Source organism: Psychrobacter sp. UBA3068, from assembly GCF_002366815.1.
Lineage (GTDB): Bacteria > Pseudomonadota > Gammaproteobacteria > Pseudomonadales > Moraxellaceae > Psychrobacter > Psychrobacter namhaensis.
This window is the reverse complement of record NZ_DFBY01000049.1, coordinates 38,829-56,291: the sequence shown is the minus strand read 5'-3', so window position 1 is coordinate 56,291 and position 17,463 is coordinate 38,829. Positions and strand designations below refer to the sequence as shown.

The 17,463-nt window shown below is 45.9% G+C and carries 12 protein-coding genes and 1 tRNA gene; 6 read left to right on the top strand and 7 right to left on the bottom strand.

The genetic code is table 11. From position 1 onward, the window contains the following. Positions 1-18 precede the first annotated feature (18 nt). The 4 genes from B2P60_RS11980 to B2P60_RS11965 are packed head-to-tail and all read left to right on the top strand — an operon-like array spanning position 19 to position 5,089. Entirely contained in the window at positions 19-3,843 is a 3,825-nt protein-coding gene (locus tag B2P60_RS11980; RefSeq protein ID WP_286741571.1) for a tape measure protein, read from the top strand. 47 nt (positions 3,844-3,890) lie between these two features. Then, positions 3,891-4,283, top strand: a complete 393-nt coding sequence (locus tag B2P60_RS11975) for a hypothetical protein (RefSeq protein ID WP_286741570.1) — start codon at positions 3,891-3,893, stop codon at positions 4,281-4,283. Positions 4,284-4,295: 12 nt separating this feature from the next. Further along, a complete protein-coding gene (locus B2P60_RS11970; RefSeq protein WP_286741568.1) occupies positions 4,296-4,451 on the top strand; it encodes a hypothetical protein in 156 nt (51 codons plus the stop codon). 56 nt (positions 4,452-4,507) lie between these two features. Further along, positions 4,508-5,089: an N-acetylmuramidase family protein gene (locus tag B2P60_RS11965; RefSeq protein ID WP_286741566.1), complete on the top strand. Its 582-nt coding sequence runs from the start codon at positions 4,508-4,510 to the stop codon at positions 5,087-5,089. Between the two features lie 189 nt (positions 5,090-5,278). Here the strand turns inward: B2P60_RS11965 and B2P60_RS11960 are convergent. From B2P60_RS11960 to B2P60_RS11935, 6 genes are all read right to left on the bottom strand, one after another. After that, positions 5,279-5,355 (bottom strand) — tRNA-Ile (locus B2P60_RS11960). A 164-nt stretch (positions 5,356-5,519) separates the two neighbouring features. Then, the gene (locus B2P60_RS11955) at positions 5,520-6,707 is read right to left on the bottom strand and encodes a tRNA nucleotidyltransferase (protein ID WP_286741565.1); all 1,188 of its coding nucleotides are present in this window, start codon (positions 6,705-6,707) and stop codon (positions 5,520-5,522) included. 160 nt (positions 6,708-6,867) lie between these two features. Further along, entirely contained in the window at positions 6,868-9,204 is a 2,337-nt protein-coding gene (locus B2P60_RS11950) for an NADP-dependent malic enzyme (RefSeq protein WP_193006977.1), read from the bottom strand. Between the two features lie 331 nt (positions 9,205-9,535). Continuing rightward, positions 9,536-11,002, bottom strand: a complete 1,467-nt coding sequence (locus B2P60_RS11945; protein ID WP_286741563.1) for a protein adenylyltransferase SelO — start codon at positions 11,000-11,002, stop codon at positions 9,536-9,538. A gap of 341 nt (positions 11,003-11,343) precedes the next feature. Beyond that, the gene (locus tag B2P60_RS11940; protein WP_286741648.1) at positions 11,344-12,522 is read right to left on the bottom strand and encodes an acyl-CoA desaturase; all 1,179 of its coding nucleotides are present in this window, start codon (positions 12,520-12,522) and stop codon (positions 11,344-11,346) included. Between the two features lie 449 nt (positions 12,523-12,971). Beyond that, the gene (locus B2P60_RS11935) at positions 12,972-13,700 is read right to left on the bottom strand and encodes a glycerophosphodiester phosphodiesterase (RefSeq protein WP_286741561.1); all 729 of its coding nucleotides are present in this window, start codon (positions 13,698-13,700) and stop codon (positions 12,972-12,974) included. Positions 13,701-13,986: 286 nt separating this feature from the next. Between B2P60_RS11935 and B2P60_RS11930 the strand changes: the two genes are divergently transcribed. Further along, positions 13,987-14,931, top strand: a complete 945-nt coding sequence (locus tag B2P60_RS11930) for a hypothetical protein (protein ID WP_286741559.1) — start codon at positions 13,987-13,989, stop codon at positions 14,929-14,931. Between the two features lie 127 nt (positions 14,932-15,058). Here B2P60_RS11930 and B2P60_RS11925 read toward each other — a convergent pair whose 3' ends face one another. Then, the gene (locus tag B2P60_RS11925) at positions 15,059-15,655 is read right to left on the bottom strand and encodes a cob(I)yrinic acid a,c-diamide adenosyltransferase (protein ID WP_193006973.1); all 597 of its coding nucleotides are present in this window, start codon (positions 15,653-15,655) and stop codon (positions 15,059-15,061) included. A gap of 233 nt (positions 15,656-15,888) precedes the next feature. On the opposite strand from B2P60_RS11925, the gene cysS reads away from it, so the two are divergent. Continuing rightward, positions 15,889-17,349, top strand: a complete 1,461-nt coding sequence (gene cysS, locus B2P60_RS11920; protein ID WP_286741557.1) for a cysteine--tRNA ligase — start codon at positions 15,889-15,891, stop codon at positions 17,347-17,349. Positions 17,350-17,463 lie beyond the last annotated feature (114 nt).

The window sequence follows — 17,463 nt, the reverse complement described above, 5'->3', positions numbered from 1 at the left end:
TAATTTGAGGTGCGCCATATGGCAGGTGATTTAGATTTTAGCGTACAGCTACGCGTGCTCAATGAGCAGTTTAATAGTGGCATCAATCAAGCGCGTGATAAATTTACGCAATATGCTCAGTCAGTGCAGCGCAATGTCGATCAGATGGTTACTGATACCGAACGCGCTGACAGGATGCTTACCGAGCTAGGCAATGTTGATGCTAGCCGACTAACTGCCGAGATACGCGCCACAGCTGACCAGCTCAGGCAGATGGGGGCTGGTGCGAGCTTGTCAGGTGAGCAGGTTGAAGCGGCAATGCGTGCAGCAGCGCAGCAAGTCGGACGACTGGATCAAGAGTTGGTCAACGCAAGACTAGAAGCTACAAGGCTCGGACAGACTGACGCATCACCCGAACAAATCGAGCAAGCCACTGCTAGGGTTAATCGATTGCAGCAAGAGCTGAATGAGGCAAAATCAGCCAGTACAAGCCTTGCTAATGAGTTGTCAGGTTCAATGAACCGCGCTAGCGCCACAGCTGATAGTGCGCGTAATGCTATCTACCGCATGGCAAACGTGCGCGTACCAGATACGATACGCGGTGAGATTGACCAAATTAGTCGCTCACTAACTAACTTTCAAAACAACTCTGGTCGCCCTGCTGCTGAGATTGAGCGAGTCACAAGAGCCGCGCAAGCACAAATACAAAGACTTGAGCAAGAACTGCGCGGTGCTGACAATCAGATACAGCGCACCGATGCTAGCACCAAAAAACTAAGTGGTGGCGTCAACAACCTAAGAGGTGCGTTTGGCAATCTGCAAGGCATGTTGGCCGCAGTTGGATTTGGCTTTGGTGCTGCTGAAATCGTACAAATGGCAGATGCGTTTGTCCTTCTTGAATCTCGAATCAAGATTGCTACAGGTGAGGGCATTGCTTTTATTTCAGGATTTGAGGGCGTCAAGCAAATCGCCAATGAAACCTACTCAAGCTTTGAGAATACAGGTGAGTTGTTTGCACGTATTACGCAAGCGTCAACATCACTTGGTTTGGCTCAGACAGAGATACTATCAGTTACCAAGACAATTAACGAAGCCATCAAGCTATCAGGCGGTACGGCAGCGTCAGCAGATGCGGCTATCATTCAGCTTGTGCAAGGTTTGCAGTCAGGCGTATTACGTGGTGAGGAATTTAACTCGATCATGGAGCAGTCACCGCGACTCGCTCAAGCAATGGCAGATGGTCTTGGCGTAACTCGTGGCGAGCTGCGTAAGATGGCAGGTGAGGGCAAACTGACATCAGAAGTCGTTATTGATGCAGTGCGTTCGCAGACACAAGTCATTCAAGAAGAATTTAACACGCTACCGCTGACGTTTGGTAACTCATTAATTTTGATGAAAAACACACTGTTTGAGTTTATTGGTAGTATTAATGAGACAGTCAACCAATCGGGACGCTTAGCGGCTGGTGTGCAATCGATCAGTAATGCCATTAAGAATCTGGACCCAGAAACTATCGCAACGCTAGAAAACCATTTCGACTCGCTGCTAATAACATTTGTGGATATGTTTAAGACAGTCAAAGATGTTTATGACGCGCTTGGAGATATGACAAATGCCATTATTGGCATCGAACAAGGAAGCGGGCAGATAGGTTTATTCACACGCTTAATGCAAGGTGCCAGCTTGGCTTTAGGTGTACTTAGCGACGGCTTTAAGGGTATATCAATACTAGCCAACAGTGTTTTTGGATCAATATCGCAAATAACAGGTGGTATCTTAGAAGGATTTGCAGCATTAAAGGGTCAGACCTCAGAGCGAGCTGCCGAGCTGTACAGGTTGGCAGATGAGCTACACAGAAAGTCTGAGCAACAAATGCTTGATTTTGAATCATCATCTGGTAAGGCTTGGGCGGCGGTAAATAAAACCGCGCAAGACAGACTGGCTGAAACTGCCGATGCCGCTAAGCAGCTTTATGATGAAATGGTAGCGGCTGGCTCATACTCAGCTGACGCCATGCAAGAACAGTATGTCAAAGTAGCACAAGCCAAGATTGCTGCTAACGATATGATAATTACTGATGACATGCGGCTTGATCTTGCTCAGCAGGATCTAAGGGCGTCAATCAGTGAGACGGGCGAGATTTTAATTGAGTCAGCGACAGGCGTACAGGCTGCCTATCTAGGCGTGGGTGAGAGTTTCGCGGAGGTAGCTGCTAAAGGTATAGCGGTGGGGAAAAGCGTTGCAGATTCGCTATCTGATGTGATACCAAAGACTGAGACTATAGGCGCCGTTGATGACATTATCAACTCGCTAACCGCACTTGGCAACCAAGGGTTGATTTCAGGCCAAGAGGTTGCTGCTGGCATAAATATCGCCAATGAGCGATACAAGGAAATTGAGGCGAACTTTGCAAGGTATGCTGCCAAGAGCCTTGCAGAGAATGGCAATATAGTAACGTCCGAGCTTGAGAAAGCAGCAGCATTGCAAGGCTTGGCAGTACAAGCGGACGAAACTGGCAACGTTATAGTAACGCAGCTCAATAGATCAACAGTCGCTAGTGGCCGTACGAAAGAACAGATTGACGAGTTGGCAGGCGCCGTTGGTGTTGGCCTATCAAAAGAGTTTCTGAAATCTAGTGCTGGCCTTGACGAACTTGTCAGTGGCTTTGATGACTTAGAAAAAGCAGGTTATGACGCAGGTGGCGCACTCGTTGACTCATTGACTGCAATGTCCGATAAGGCCGGTAATACAGTTGAGATTGAAGCCCTGATTGTCAAATGGAATGAGTTATACAAAGAGGGCAAGATAACTGGCCAAGAGCTTGCGGACGGCTTGGAGGGAGTGCAAAACCGAGCGGACATACTCAAGGACGGTATTAATGGCGTGACTGAGGCTTACGGCTTATTGGGTTTAAAAACTCGTGAGGAATTAGCAAAAGACGCAGGCGCCTACACTGACGCTTACAATATCGTCAAAAGAGACGGCCAGGCTACAGCGCAACAGCTAGAGGAGTCGTTTGAGAAGACAGCAAAAGCCAACATTGCAGCCAATGGTGGTGTGATTGATGCTGTCACTAAACGCATGGCGGCCGAACGAGGAGTTACGGTTGCGGTTGATGAGCAGGGCCGTGTCACATTTGAAAAAATGGGGCAAGCCAAGACGGCAAACGATAATGTCACTCGCTCAGTAAACAACATTAGCACGGCTTACGACGGCATATCTAGCAGTGCAGGTGGTGCAGGTAATGCTATGGTACGCGCTGCAAATGAGGCATCATCTGCTTACGATAAGTTGCAAGCTAAGATTAAAGCAGTCAAAGAAGCCCAGGCGGTTGCCGATGGTGACGAAACCCTGAAAAACTTGCGGGTTTATGGAACCGAGAAAGCACCAGTCGAAGGTAATCAGTTCGGCACCCGTTTAGGTGTTGAGAACTTTTTGAAATCTCAGGGGCTTTCGGAGGCGGCAGCCATTGAGGAGGCGCGCAAACTGTATGCTAAGCAAGGTACTAATGGCGGAGCTTTGAATTTTGGCAAGCTGCAAGGTTTTGATGATGGTCAGATGATGACCCCAGCTGATCTGAATCGCTTTAAGTCAGCGTCGGTCTATCTTGCTGAAATTGCAGAAAGAGCGCGTCAAACCGAGCGCCAGCGCGATAATTACGAAGCAGCGAGGACGGCAACGGCTCAAATCACAACACAAGAGTATGGTCGTTTTGATAGTCAGCCGCGGTCAATAAAAACTATCGACGTTAATTTAACGCTTGGCGGTACATCAGTACCGGTACAAGTTGCAGAAAACCAAGAAAACGCTTTGATGTCATTATTGCAGCAGCTACAAGACAGTAAAGCAATCGCAGGTTACTAGCCGCTCACTCGAGTGGTTTTTTTATCGAAAAAATTTGAGGAGAGACAATGCCAAACAACACCCCGTTCTGGGACATTATATTATTAAAGCTTTTGGTGTTTCTGCCCAAAGTTTTTGCTGCTGTCATTGGAGCAGTTTTTGGTTTGATGCTATCAGGAGACATCGGCACGGACGCGAAAATCAAAATCAATATGGCAGTGATAATCAAGTTTACTATCGCTGTCACTATCTCGCTGTTTGGCGGTGCAGCGCATATAGAGATTATGGGTTATCAGGATTATAGCGTCATGACACATGGGGCAATCATGCTCGTGTGGGCGGTTTTTGGCATGTTGGCAATCGGCATCGTGTATCAGGCAGTTGCGCTATGGCAGGGCAAACCATTATCCGCAATCATCAAAGAGGTCAAAGACGCAGCGTTTGCGATTTTTGGCAAATAACAGGAGCAAATCATGCGATTTAATTTAATCAAAACAGCCCGTCAGCTGACAAATATTGCTATTAAAAATAGCGAGATTGTCCAACCGTATGTCAAACCAAGCCATTACCGACGTGGTCTACTCGCACTCAACGCTCTGCATTACGCGCTACGCATTGCAGATAAATAATAATCAGCACTAAACATGGCCCCAATTTTGGGGCTTTTTTATGCCTGGAGGAAAATATGAGTAAAACACTGACAGAGCAGCAGATCAAAGAAGCTGCTAACGAAGCTGGTATCGAGTACGCAGCGCTAAAAGCAGTTATTGAGGTTGAGGCGCGGTCCAGCGGGTTTTTCAGTACTGGCGAACCAGCTATCTTATTCGAGCGTCATAAGTTTTGGCAGCAGCTAGGCGCCATCAGATGGTTTACTTGGCGTTTGCGTATCTTGGCCAAGCATCCACGTATTTGTAATCCCATCTCAGGCGGCTACGGTCGCTTTAGTGAGCAGCATGACAAGCTACGCATTGCAACAAGCTACAACCGAGATATTGCATTGCAATCTGCATCATGGGGCATCGGGCAAGTTATGGGTTACCACTGGGAGGCGCTGGGTTATCCCTCCCTGCAATCATTCATCAACGACATGTATGAAAGTGAAGCCAAGCAATTAGAGGCTATGATCCGTTATATCAAGGTTAATAACTTGGTTGATGAGCTACAGCGCCATGACTGGGCTGGGTTTGCGCGTGGTTATAATGGCAAAGCGTATGCTAAGAACAATTATGACGAAAAACTAAGACAGGCTTATGGTAAGTACGCTTGATTAACTATAACTAAATAAGCCCTGCCTTAATCGGTGGGGCTCTTTTTTATGTCTGAAATTTGGTCTGATCTACTTTAAAATTCTCAATATCGATTACTATTTGATTACTTTTTACTAGCTGACAAAAAATAGCAGGCAATAAAAAAGACCTACAATCTCTTGTAAGTCTTTAATGGTATAGCTTTTATATGGTGGGCCCAGTAGGACTTGAACCTACGACCAAAGGATTATGAGTCCTCTGCTCTAACCAACTGAGCTATGGGCCCTAACGTTAGACGCACAATGATACCTGATTTTTTCGATTTTTCAAGTAAAAGATGATCGTATCAAAGATATTTTTTATCAAAACCAGCTGTCTCAGTCTCGCCTGATCGAGCAGTATCAATCTTTGTAGTCACAGTCATTGTGAGTTTGTTTTTTTAAATGGTTGTTAATATGAGTTTTGTGCCTGTAAATGTTCAATTCTGGCGCATCGTAACGCCTCGCCAATTGCTGGGCCTTTTAGGTCTGGCGCAATGTCTTGCATACTGATAGCGTGAAAACTGCCTAACGCTATCATCATCTGTCGGTGCTGTATGGCCAGCTGTAAGGCATGGCTGGTCACGAGTAGTTGTGAGAGCTTTTCAGGTTCTTTATGAGCACCGCACGCTTGTATGAGGTCAATTTTTTCCGCAGCACTAAGACTGTTGATGGCGCTTAGTTTGTTGGCCTGTTGAACGAATAAATTGGCAAATTGCGTTTGGACTTTTGGTACTTTGGCAGTAGTGCCTATCTCGTTAATACCTGTCACAGTCGTGGTTACATGAGGGTTTGAGTCTGCATGTCTCACATTAAATAAATCTGCGTTGAGACTAGCCATCAATAGCGCCCAACGTTGTGATAAGTTTAGTTGCATCTGGCCAGAAAAATATAGAGCTGTCTGCACCGTTTCTCGTATGTGGTCATTGTCCCAAGCATGGTGCAATGGCGCAAAATACTCTGTGAGCGCGCCAATGCTAAATAGCTGCTGCCAATACACATGAGGCGATAGCTGCATGGTTGCGCGGCTCGACTCTTGCCAAATCCGCTCCGCACTCAAATGCGTAAGTTCCCCAGAGCTAACCAACTGGCGCATCAAGGTTAAGGTTTCATCAGCGATGGTAAACCCCAAGTCATAATAACGGCTATAGAAGCGGGCGGTGCGCAACACTCTTAGGGGATCTTCGCTAAATGCACTTGAGACATGGCGCAATGTTTTACTTGCTATGTCTGCCAACCCGCCATAATAATCAATCACCTCACCATTGACTGGCGTGTCATCGGTTAAACTCATCACTTCTATGGCCATGGCATTAATCGTCAAATCACGACGTTGTAGATCCTCTTTTAGGCTGACGTCAGGACTAGCATGCACACTAAAGCCTTGATACCCAACTCCTTGCTTGCGCTCCGTGCGTGCCAGTGCGTATTCTTCATGGCTAATAGGGTGCAAAAACACAGGAAAATCTGCGCCCACTTGCAGGAACCCTGCGTCAAGCATCTCTGCAACAGTGGCACCAACGACAACGAAGTCTTTATCTTTAATAGGACGCGCTAACAGTTGATCACGTACGGCCCCACCAACCAGGTAAATTTGCATAGTATTCTCTGTTTATTAAGTAAGAGCGAGCTGACCCAATGGACACTGATCAAAAAAAACCAGTCAATGCTTGTTTAACGGCATTGACTGGTTTTAGTATAGCAGACAGACTCTGTCAATAGATGACAGCGCCTATCTTAATGGTACGCTCACAATTTTATCATACGCATGACGTACTATAATTTTCGTTTTCTAGGTCCTGAGCTTCAGTAACAGCAAGAGCGGTCATATTGACGATACCACGTGCAGTAGCCGATGGTGTCATAATGTGTACAGGCTTGCTAGTACCTAATAAGATAGGACCAATAGAGGCACTGCCGGTTGCCGTCTTAAGTAAGTTGAAAGCAATATTAGAGGCGTCAAGCGTTGGTAAAATAAGCAGATTCGCCGCCCCTTTTAATGGGCTTGATGGCATATGGTTTTGACGGATAATTTCATTAAGCGCCGCATCGCCTTGCATTTCGCCTTCGAAGTCAAAGTCTACATTCATATCAGTCAGTAACTGGTGAACCTTACGCATTTTGACAGCGCTGGCACGATTTGAAGCGCCAAAGTTAGAATGTGACACTAGCGCGACACGTGGCGTGATACCAAAGCGACATAACTGGTCAACAGCCAAGACCGTCATTTCAGCCAACTGTTCGGCGGTTGGATCTTCATGCACATAAGTATCAGCGATAAAGATATTACGATCTTGCATCAGTACGGCATTCATGGCGTAAAAATCATTAACGTCTGCTTTTTTATCGATAACGCTTTGAACGTACTCTAAGTGCAGCTGATAATGACTGAATGTGCCGCAAATCATGCCATCGGCATCGCCATTATCGACCAGCAGTGAGCCAATTAAGGTGGTTTTACGACGTACATCACGACGGGCAAGCTCAATACTCACACCGCGGCGTTTGTTCTTTTCGTAGTAACCCTGCCAGTAGTCTTTATAACGAGGGTCATCATCTGGATTGACGACAGTCATGTTTACGCCATCTTTTAGACGCAAGCCCAGTTTTTCGATATTGGCTTCAATCACTGAAGGACGACCAACCAAAATGGGTTTCGCTAGCTGTTCGTCAACGACGACTTGTACCGCAAGCAATACATTGTTGTCTTCGCCTTCACAGTAAACAATACGTTTTGGATCGGATTTGGCGCGGGCAAAGATTGGCTTCATGACAAACGCTGAGTTATAGACAAACTCAGACAAACGCTGACGATACGCTTGCAGATCATCGATAGGCAAGGTTGCAACACCTGAGTCCATGGCCGCTTTAGCAACCGCAGAAGCGATTTCGATGATTAGGTTTGGCTCTAGAGGACCTGGGATTAAGTAGTCGCGACCAAAACTTTGCATTTTTTCGATGTTTCTAACGTTGGTGGTTGGTGTCGCCTCAACGTGTGCCATAGCAGCGATTGCTTTTACGCAAGCCACTTTCATCTCTTCGTTAACCGTTGTTGCACCAACATCTAATGCACCGCGGAAGATATAAGGGAAGCATAAGGCGTTGTTTACTTGGTTTGGATAGTCTGAGCGACCTGTCGCCATGATAACGTCTGGACGGACAGCATGTGCCAGCTCTGGCATGATTTCAGGGGTTGGGTTAGCCAAAGCAAAGACGATAGGGTCTTTTGCCATACGGCGAACCATATCTTCAGACAAAGTGCCTGGCATTGATAGTCCTAGGAACATATCAACATCGTCCATGACTTCTTCAATCGTCGTCGCAGTTGTATCGCGCGCATAGCGCTGTTTGGTTTCATCAAGGTTTTCACGGCTGGTGCTAATAATACCGCGTGAGTCTGAAACAAAGATATTGTTTTTATCAACGCCAAGCGCACAGATAATATCTAGACAAGAAATGGCTGCCGCACCTGCGCCTGAACAGACAATTTTAATCTCTTCAATTTTTTTGCCAGTAATCAATAAAGCATTGAGCATCGCCGCCGCAACAATAATTGAGGTACCATGTTGGTCGTCGTGGAACACTGGAATGTTCATGCGTTCACGCAGCTCACGCTCGATTTTAAAACACTCTGGCGCTTTGATGTCTTCTAAGTTAATGCCACCAAAAGTCGGCTCAAGAGACGCAACGGCTTCGATGAACTTATCTGGATCGTTTTGGGCAATTTCAATGTCAAAAACGTCGATACCTGCGAATTTTTTGAACAGGACACCTTTACCTTCCATGACGGGTTTTGACGCCAATGGGCCAATATTACCCAAACCCAATACGGCAGTACCATTGGTGATCACCCCAACCAAGTTACTACGAGCGGTATATTTAGACGCGAGTGTTGGGTCTCTTTCAATCTCAAGACAAGGCACTGCCACACCTGGTGAGTAGGCCAGTGCTAAATCGCGCTGGTTGGCCAGCTGCTTGATAGGGGTAACTGATATTTTACCTGGGCGTGGGAACTCATGGTAATGTAAGGCAGCTTGTTCAAACTGCTCTTTTTCTGTACTAAGGGTGTCCGTATTCAAAGTGGTATCGTCATTCATAATAATTGCCATGGTTGGAATAAATTGGAATAAAGTAAATGGTGATAAAAAAATAATGTCTCACCCTCATCCAAATCATCGAATGATAAAATCAAAGGGTACAAAGACACTAAAAGAAGTAATAATCGGCGATTAAATATCAAGTCAAAAAACAATGCTACAAAAACCGTTATTCTAGCATTATTGGCAATTCACTGCCTAGTCAACAGCGGTGAAATCTGCGAATAATATAATAAAATGATATTCATTATTTAGCTAGTTGATAATGCCAAATAATACGGCTATATAGCAACCCTAATTTCACAATGTTTCCAAATACTATCGCAGTTTACTAAGACGAGCAGCTAATCGGCATTTGCGGGGCGTTAGGCGTAGGCGGGGTACTATCAAGCTCGGTGGCGATGTCTTGTACCTGATAAGGGTCAGCCAGTAAATTAAACACCCGATTTACTTCTTCAAATTGACCTTGTTCGGCGGCAGTAATCGCTCGCTGTGCCATACTGTTACGCAAGACATAAACAGGATTATTGGCTCTCATATCATTGATAGCTTGTTCAAAAGATACAAGCTCTATTTGTGCCAAATAACTGATTGACCAGTCTTGCCACACTTTTTGTGCTTTTTGATCGAGCTCCGCTGTCATCGTTGCCAGCAGCTGCTGCTCATAAGGATGCTCATCAGGCGCTATAAGACCCAATAGCGCCCTAAAACTATTGGTATAATCCAGTAAGTTGTCTTCTAACAGTGTCAACCATTCAAAGGCCAACGTTAAGCTATCCTTCTCATGTGGCAGTCCAAGCTTGCGGCACAGCCCTTGCTGATAGTGCTGCATAAAGGTCGCTTCGTAAGGTGCCAAGCAATCTGATAGACCATCACGAGTAACCTCTTCTAGACGCATAAAGTGCGGCAGCCAGATATTGAGGTTCCAATGACCGATAGCGGGCTGGTTTTGATACGCATAGCGTCCTGTATGGTCAGAGTGATTGTTGATCCAAGCAGGATTAAAGCGCTCCATAAACCCAAAGGGGCCAAAGTCTAAGGTACTTCCCGTGATGGATAAGTTATCTGTGTTCATCACGCCATGAGCGAAGCCAATCAGCTGCCAGTCAGCAATCATACGCGCCGTACGTTCCACCACGGCGGTCAAAAACGCTAATACTGGCGCTTTACTATCACGGCACTTGGGATAGTAAGTATCAATCATATAGTCGGTAAATTCACTGAGCAAATCTGGCGCAAAGCTGGTAATCCATTCCACATGACCAAGGCGGATATGACTGTCAGCCACACGCATCAAGGCGGCGCCTGCTTCCATTCGCTCGCGGCGTACTTTCGTATCGGAGACGACAAACCCCAAGGCGTTGGAGGAGGGAATACCAAGCTGGGTGAGCGCGTGTCCACACAAGTACTCGCGGATGGTACTACGCAGCACCGCGCGGCCATCCCCCATCCGTGAGTAGGGGGTTAGACCAATACCTTTAAGGTGCAAATCCTGCAATTGGTCGTTGTTATCGAGTACTTGAGCCATTAACAAGCCGCGTCCGTCACCCAGTTGTCCCGCCCATTGTCCAAATTGGTGACCAGCATAGGCCATGGCCAGTGGTTTAAACGCGGTAGGTACATATTGACCACCAAGAATATCAACCCAGCGCGCCATTAACTCGTCGTCATCTGCCCAGCCCAATTGCTGTGCAAGCGGTGTGTTGAAGTGACCTGCACGTGGATTGTCCAATGGTGTCGGTGGCTGCTCATGATAAAGGCGCGTGTCCAAATTAACGTAGGTGTTTTGATAGCGCATACACAGCTCCCATTGAGATCTAATATTGATTAATGAAGTCACTATAGCACAGCCTTCGTAGCGCATCGTGTCACTCTGTCCATCTCTTGTAAACCAGGCGTGCTCAGCTGTTTTACACCCCACCCAAAAAATACGACTAGCAGGGTCAAACTTGCTTAGTCTACTAAATATAGGACTTACCCTCATTTTCCTTGCGCCTCATATTTTTGAAAGGTAATGAGTGAAAGGACACGGCTCATAGCCTATTATAAATGACATAAAAAAATCCCTCTATCTGTTACGGATAGAGGGAGGGATAACGTCACAATACGGAATATGAACTGTTCACAAGTCGTTGGCGTTTAAGCGGCTTTGGTATTTTGGCCAATAGAGCGAAACGCGGTTTTTAGATTGCTGTTATGCTCAAGTATTTTTTGTTCAATCTTGGCATAGTCATGCTTTAACTTGTCATCAACCTCATGTATGCGATCAGCAAACTCTGTCTTTTTTAGCTCAATGGTTTTGGCTTTTAGCGCTTGCCACTCTTCCACAGTTTGAGTGAAGGCATCATATTCAAACTTGATACGATCTTGGAAGCTTTTCATTGCATGAGGCAGATCAAGACCACTCACTGCTGCTGTTTCAATCTGCTGTTGTGCTTTTTTGAATTGCATTTGCACTTCGGCATGCTTAATAGTCGTATCATCAACCGTACGTAACTCAGTGGTTAGGCCAAACTTTGATAAGCCTGCAATCAACCACTTAGTAGGGTCATACTGCCACCATTTTACGCCGTTACGATAATCATATTGGAAGAAATGATGGTAGTTATGATAACCCTCACCCCAAGTAAAGATGGCTAAGAAGAAATTATCACGGGCGCTGTTGGTATCGGTATAAGGACGCGTACCAAACATGTGGCATAGCGAGTTAATAAAGAAAGTAAAGTGATGCGTTAGTACCAGACGTAGTAGACCTGCTAAGACTAACGTACCCCAAACGTCACCGATTAACCAACCAACTGCCGCGACCATAGCGACGTTCGTTGCCAATACCCATAAACCATAGTACTTATGCTGAATTTGTAGCACTTTGTCTTTGGTCAGATCAGGGATGTTTTTGTAGTCAAACTTACCACTAGGATAATTGCGTAGCATCCAACCAATGTGACTAAACCAAAAGCCACGCTTCGCTGAATAAGGATCGTCTAAGCGATCATCAACATGACGATGGTGACTACGGTGACCAGATACCCAGTCAAATGCAGAACCCTGCACCGCTAAGGTAGAGCCAAGTAACAAGAAGTTTTTTACCACTGGATGCGCTTTATACGCACGATGCGACAGTAGGCGGTGATAGCCCGCTGTGATGCTGATGCCCGTCCACACCATAAAGGCGCCAAATACACCCCACACTGGCGCGCTAACCTCATGAGTAAATAAGTACCAAGGCGTAATGATAGCGGCAGCAATAGGCGTGGCTACCAAGATTGTCGCTGGAATCCAGTTGATGGGTGCCTTCGTAAATTCAAACTCGCGCATGTCAAGGCTCTCTTCTTTGGGAGAGACGTCAACTTGTCCGGCAGCGTGCGCGTAGTTGCGTTTAGCCACAGGTTGCTCATCGAGTGAGCTTTTCGTTTTATTCTCGTCAAAACGTGTTTTAAAGCGTGTGACTTGAACGCTGGCGGCTTTTACAAGCGTGTCACCAGATTTGATAGCGAAACGTAAGCCTTTAAGCGGGAAGCCAAGTGCTTTTTTTGCAATCATATAATATCCCTAGCGGTATTAATTTAAGCCTATATAGTACCTTAAAAAACCAATAAAGTGAACACTTATACACTATAAAAATATTGCTAAATAACAATAACTTGTATGGATTATAGAATGTTTTGACAAAAATATCGGGTGACTTATCAGGCAGGGGGTAAAAGTGTAAGTAACACTATAGATATGTAGAGCCTCTCAAGTAAATAAAAGGCTAGACAAGTTTTTCAATCCAGTAATAAGTGACGAGGATAATCAGTGATAATGACGTCAGCTTGCCATCTGATGAGCTGCTTAATGGTATCGATATCATTGACCGTCCAAGCACTCACTGGCAGACCATAACGATGGCTACGTTCTATGACCGACTGGCTTAGCAGAGGGTAATGAATACCCAACTGGGCACAACCAAGTTGTAGGGCAGTGTTGGACGCAATTACCAAAGTCTCAGGAGTGCGAATCAACAAGCCACGAGGGACATGACTTAATAGTTTGCTGCGCTGTAGCCGTGCGTGTAGCTCGACATCAAAGCTGGTTAGGACAATAGGTAAGTTGGCCAATGGGCTGTCAACTAAGTCTTGGCTCAGTGCGCTAATGAGTTTGCCGTAATCAGTGCGGCCATGGGTTTTAATCTCAAGCTCAATATACGTAAAACCATTTAATACGGGCGCTATGCTAGCCAATGTCGCAATTTGATGATCGAGTTGTCGATGACGTTGAATCTCAGCAACACTTAATTGATCAAGGCGTGATTGCTCTCCGCACATACGCGCTAAGTCATCATCATGAAACACAACTAAGTGGCCATCGGCGCTTAATTGCACATCAAACTCCACCCCCGTTAAGCCGTGAGCCTTCAGACGTTGAGCGTGCTCGAAACCTATGAGTGTGTTTTCTAATGCCTCACCACGAGCACCGCGATGACCTAATAAGAGCGTATGTTCGAAATTTATCATATCAATACACGCTGTGAGCTGCTTTTACCAGTAAGCATATAGGGCCAAATGAGCAGCGTCTATAGGTAGGATAGGGAGGTGTTTGTTATGTTTTTGCAACCAAGTACCCGTTTTACCTATAATGGATGGCGTTATTTGTACATCCATGGGCTACACTGATGACCATTTCAATCAAACACCGTATAATGATGTGATTTTCAAGCCTATGACAGTTCGGGTGACGGTTTGAGCATCAATCACTGTCTGTCAGTGGCGGTACGAATCAGTAAATGGGAGCAAAATAAATATGAGCGTAGCAAATAAGAGTTTGAGCAAGTGGCAGAAAGTTGCTGGAGTCGGCATAGTATGTAGTTTGGCGCTTGTAGGCTGTGATCGCTCAGAGCAAGAGGACATTACCGAGACGGCAGAGGTCACAGAGCAGGAATCAGATGTGACGGAGAATGCGGCAGCCACCGCCGTCAGCTGTGATGATCCAATGGTACAAGATCGTCTCAAAACAGCTCTAAAAAATACGCTCAATCAGCAAGCACAAATGCTGGCTACCAACTACGCAAATGATGCAGAAATTAGTCTGGCCAGTGGCGTTGTTACTGATAAAGTAAATGGGGTTATGATTGATATACAAAACGCGGCGGTGTTACAAGCAACCAATAACAATGGTATGACGACCTGTCAGGCAAGCGTTAGCATGACCTTACCAAGCGAAGACTTGTATCAAGCCAGTCAAGTACAAGCCGCTAATAATCAGCCAAGCTTGCAATCACGCTTAGCGCAAGACAATATCCGTATCAATAACAATATGCTCGTTGATGATGCCTTTACCTATGTGGTGGGCACTCAAGGTGGGCAGGTACGGACACGTATCGCTGGCCAGCCCGCATTGATTACCGTGGTGGCCGATGTGATGGCAGGTTCTGTGTTTAAATCAGCGATAGATGATCAGCGTGCCCAAATGGCCGCTGAGCGCCGTGCAAATGCACAAAACAATGAGAGTCAGTCAGCACCAACTCGTCAGCCTAGAACGGTAACGCCCGTTGAGCCAATTCGCCCCGCTGAGCCTGCTACGCCGCCGACCATCAATAATCCAAGTAGCAACCAAAACAGCTCTACCGATAACAGAGCACCTACGGAGGCGGCCAAAAAACCGACCCCAGCCACCGCACCAAAAGCAGTACCCAACGATGAAAGCATCGATATGGTTATTATTGAAGATGAAAGCGCCACTTATTAATTAAGCGGTAAGGTGAACACTGTTATTAGGCGTCGTATCAAATCAGCAAAAAACCCGCAATCTTAGGTTGCGGGCTTTTTTTGTCTCTTATAGTAGCGTTTCAATGGGCTGCTGTTGTCATCTAGACCTATTTGTCATCAGCAAATTTTTGTAATACTTGGCTGTTCCAGAGTACTTCAGAGGCTTGTTTGGGATCAGTACAAAAACGCGCGGAGACGAATAACCAGTCCGACAAGCGATTGATAAAGCTCACTGCTGTACCGCGAATCGCTTGCGGACGTTGCTGTTGTAGTAGCACCGCTTGGCGCTCAGCCCGGCGACAAACACTACGTGCCACGTGCAGTTGGCTGACCAATACTGAGCCTGTCGGTAAGATAAAATCTTTTAGCGGTGGCAAGGTTGTATTCATTGTGTCAATTTGCTCTTCTAACCACTCAATATGAGTCGCATTGACGCCCTCATATTCTGGCATAGCAAGCTCACCGCCGATGTTAAATAATAAATGCTGAATGATGACCAAGGCTTCCGAAAACTCCTTGCTTATAGATTGCCCTGTATTTTTTTGTAGTTGAGCACGCACTAGGCCAATGTGCGAGTTGAGCTCATCAATATCGCCCATGACGTTAAACAAACTGTCGGCTTTACTGACTCGGCTACCATCCGCCATGCCAGTGCTGCCATCGTCTCCCGTGCGCGTATATATTTTGCTTAAGCGGTTGCCCATATCTAAATCCTTACCTGTTTTTATGATTGAATCACGTTAGTTGCGCGCTCATTGTAGTATTTTATGGCTGTTTTCGCTAAGATAATGGGTTAAATTTTATATTGTCGCCGTTTTTCAGTCATTGTTATCATCACACCGTAACAGTGGCAGTCAGTGTTCCTTGCTAACAAGAGGCGGCCAGTATTGTTAATGTTATCTTATCTACTCTATTTATATGAAAAGGCGTTTTAACTATGTCCACACCACTTGCCGATGCAATGTCTCAGCTTGCCATTTATGATTCAATGACTGGCGGCAAACGTCAGTTTGTACCACTCAAAGCAGGACAGGTAGGGATGTATGTGTGCGGTATGACCGTCTACGATTATTGTCACATTGGTCATGCGCGGGTGATGGTGGCCTTTGATATGGCAGTGCGATGGCTCAAACAGTTGGGTTACGACGTTAATTATGTGCGTAATATTACCGACATTGATGACAAAATCATCGCTCGCGCTCGCGAGAACAGCGAAGACATTGGGGAGCTGACGCAGCGTTTTATCGCAGCGATGCACGAAGATGCGAGCGCACTTGGCTGTGAGATGCCAGATGCCGAGCCACGGGCAACCGATCATATCGACGAGATGCAGCAAATGATTGAGACGCTGGTCACGGGCAATTATGCGTATGCAGGCGATAATGGCGATGTTTATTACGCGGTCGATAACTTTGCAGGTTATGGCAAATTATCGAAGCGCAATCTTGATGATATGCAGGCAGGCTCGCGAGTCGATGTCGAAAATAACAAGCGCAATCCGTTTGATTTTGTACTTTGGAAAGCGGCAAAACCTGATGAGCCGCAGTGGGCGTCACCATGGGGACAAGGGCGACCAGGTTGGCATATTGAATGCTCAGCAATGTCGACTAAGTGCTTAGGAAGCACCTTTGATATCCATGGCGGTGGTCATGATTTGCAATTCCCGCATCATGAAAACGAGATAGCACAGTCTGAAGCCGCGACTGGTTGCGAGTACGCACGTAACTGGATGCACGTCGGCTTTATCAATGTCGATGGCGAAAAAATGTCTAAGTCACTAGATAACTTTTTTACCATTCGTGATGTGATGGCGAAGTATCTGCCAGAAACCGTACGGTTTTTCTTATTATCGAGCCATTACCGCAGCCAAGTGAATTTTTCTGATAGTGCCTTGGATGAAGCGCATAATAGCCTAAGCAGGCTGTATAATGCATTGAAACTGGCTGAACAACAAAAAGGACAGACGCTAGTCGTTGATAAGACATCTATAAATGATGCTTATCGCAGTGCGGCGGGACAAGACTTTATCAAAGCCATGAATGATGATTTTAATAGTTCTACGGCGATTAGCGTGTTATTTGGGCTGGCGCGTGATATCAATAAAGCCGTTAAAGCTGAAGAGATGGATACCGCTTGGCAATTGGCGCAGCAACTCAAAGCGTTGGCGCAGGTATTGAATGTTTTACAGCAACCAGTGCAGCAGTTTTTGCAAGCAGTGATTGGTGACAAAGCCGATGGTGATTTAACAGATTCGGCTATCGACAGCCTAATCATCGAGCGTGCAGAGGCCAAAGCCAATAAAAACTTTGCGCGTGCGGATGAGATACGTGAGCAATTAAAAGAGGCGGGTATCGAGCTTGAGGATAGCCGCGCTGGCACAACATGGCGCCGTGCATAAGATAGAAGTTACAAAACACACATAATTATCGTTATAAAGTAAGTCAGCCTTGGGCTGGCTTTTTTTGTAGACTGCATTAAGTTAAGGTTATATTAAGATCGATTTTTTGTACAT

Excerpts from the sequence above, each read along its gene's own strand:
- B2P60_RS11980 (WP_286741571.1), top strand. The coding sequence starts at position 19 with ATGGCAGGTGATTTAGATTTTAGCGTACAGCTACGCGTGCTCAATGAG.
- B2P60_RS11975 (WP_286741570.1), top strand. The coding sequence starts at position 3,891 with ATGCCAAACAACACCCCGTTCTGGGACATTATATTATTAAAGCTTTTG.
- B2P60_RS11970 (WP_286741568.1), top strand. The coding sequence starts at position 4,296 with ATGCGATTTAATTTAATCAAAACAGCCCGTCAGCTGACAAATATTGCT.
- B2P60_RS11965 (WP_286741566.1), top strand. The coding sequence starts at position 4,508 with ATGAGTAAAACACTGACAGAGCAGCAGATCAAAGAAGCTGCTAACGAA.
- B2P60_RS11955 (WP_286741565.1), bottom strand. The coding sequence starts at position 6,707 with ATGCAAATTTACCTGGTTGGTGGGGCCGTACGTGATCAACTGTTAGCG.
- B2P60_RS11950 (WP_193006977.1), bottom strand. The coding sequence starts at position 9,204 with ATGAATGACGATACCACTTTGAATACGGACACCCTTAGTACAGAAAAA.
- B2P60_RS11945 (WP_286741563.1), bottom strand. The coding sequence starts at position 11,002 with ATGCGCTATCAAAACACCTACGTTAATTTGGACACGCGCCTTTATCAT.
- B2P60_RS11940 (WP_286741648.1), bottom strand. The coding sequence starts at position 12,522 with ATGCGCGAGTTTGAATTTACGAAGGCACCCATCAACTGGATTCCAGCG.
- B2P60_RS11935 (WP_286741561.1), bottom strand. The coding sequence starts at position 13,700 with ATGATAAATTTCGAACATACGCTCTTATTAGGTCATCGCGGTGCTCGT.
- B2P60_RS11930 (WP_286741559.1), top strand. The coding sequence starts at position 13,987 with ATGAGCGTAGCAAATAAGAGTTTGAGCAAGTGGCAGAAAGTTGCTGGA.
- B2P60_RS11925 (WP_193006973.1), bottom strand. The coding sequence starts at position 15,655 with ATGGGCAACCGCTTAAGCAAAATATATACGCGCACGGGAGACGATGGC.
- cysS (WP_286741557.1), top strand. The coding sequence starts at position 15,889 with ATGTCCACACCACTTGCCGATGCAATGTCTCAGCTTGCCATTTATGAT.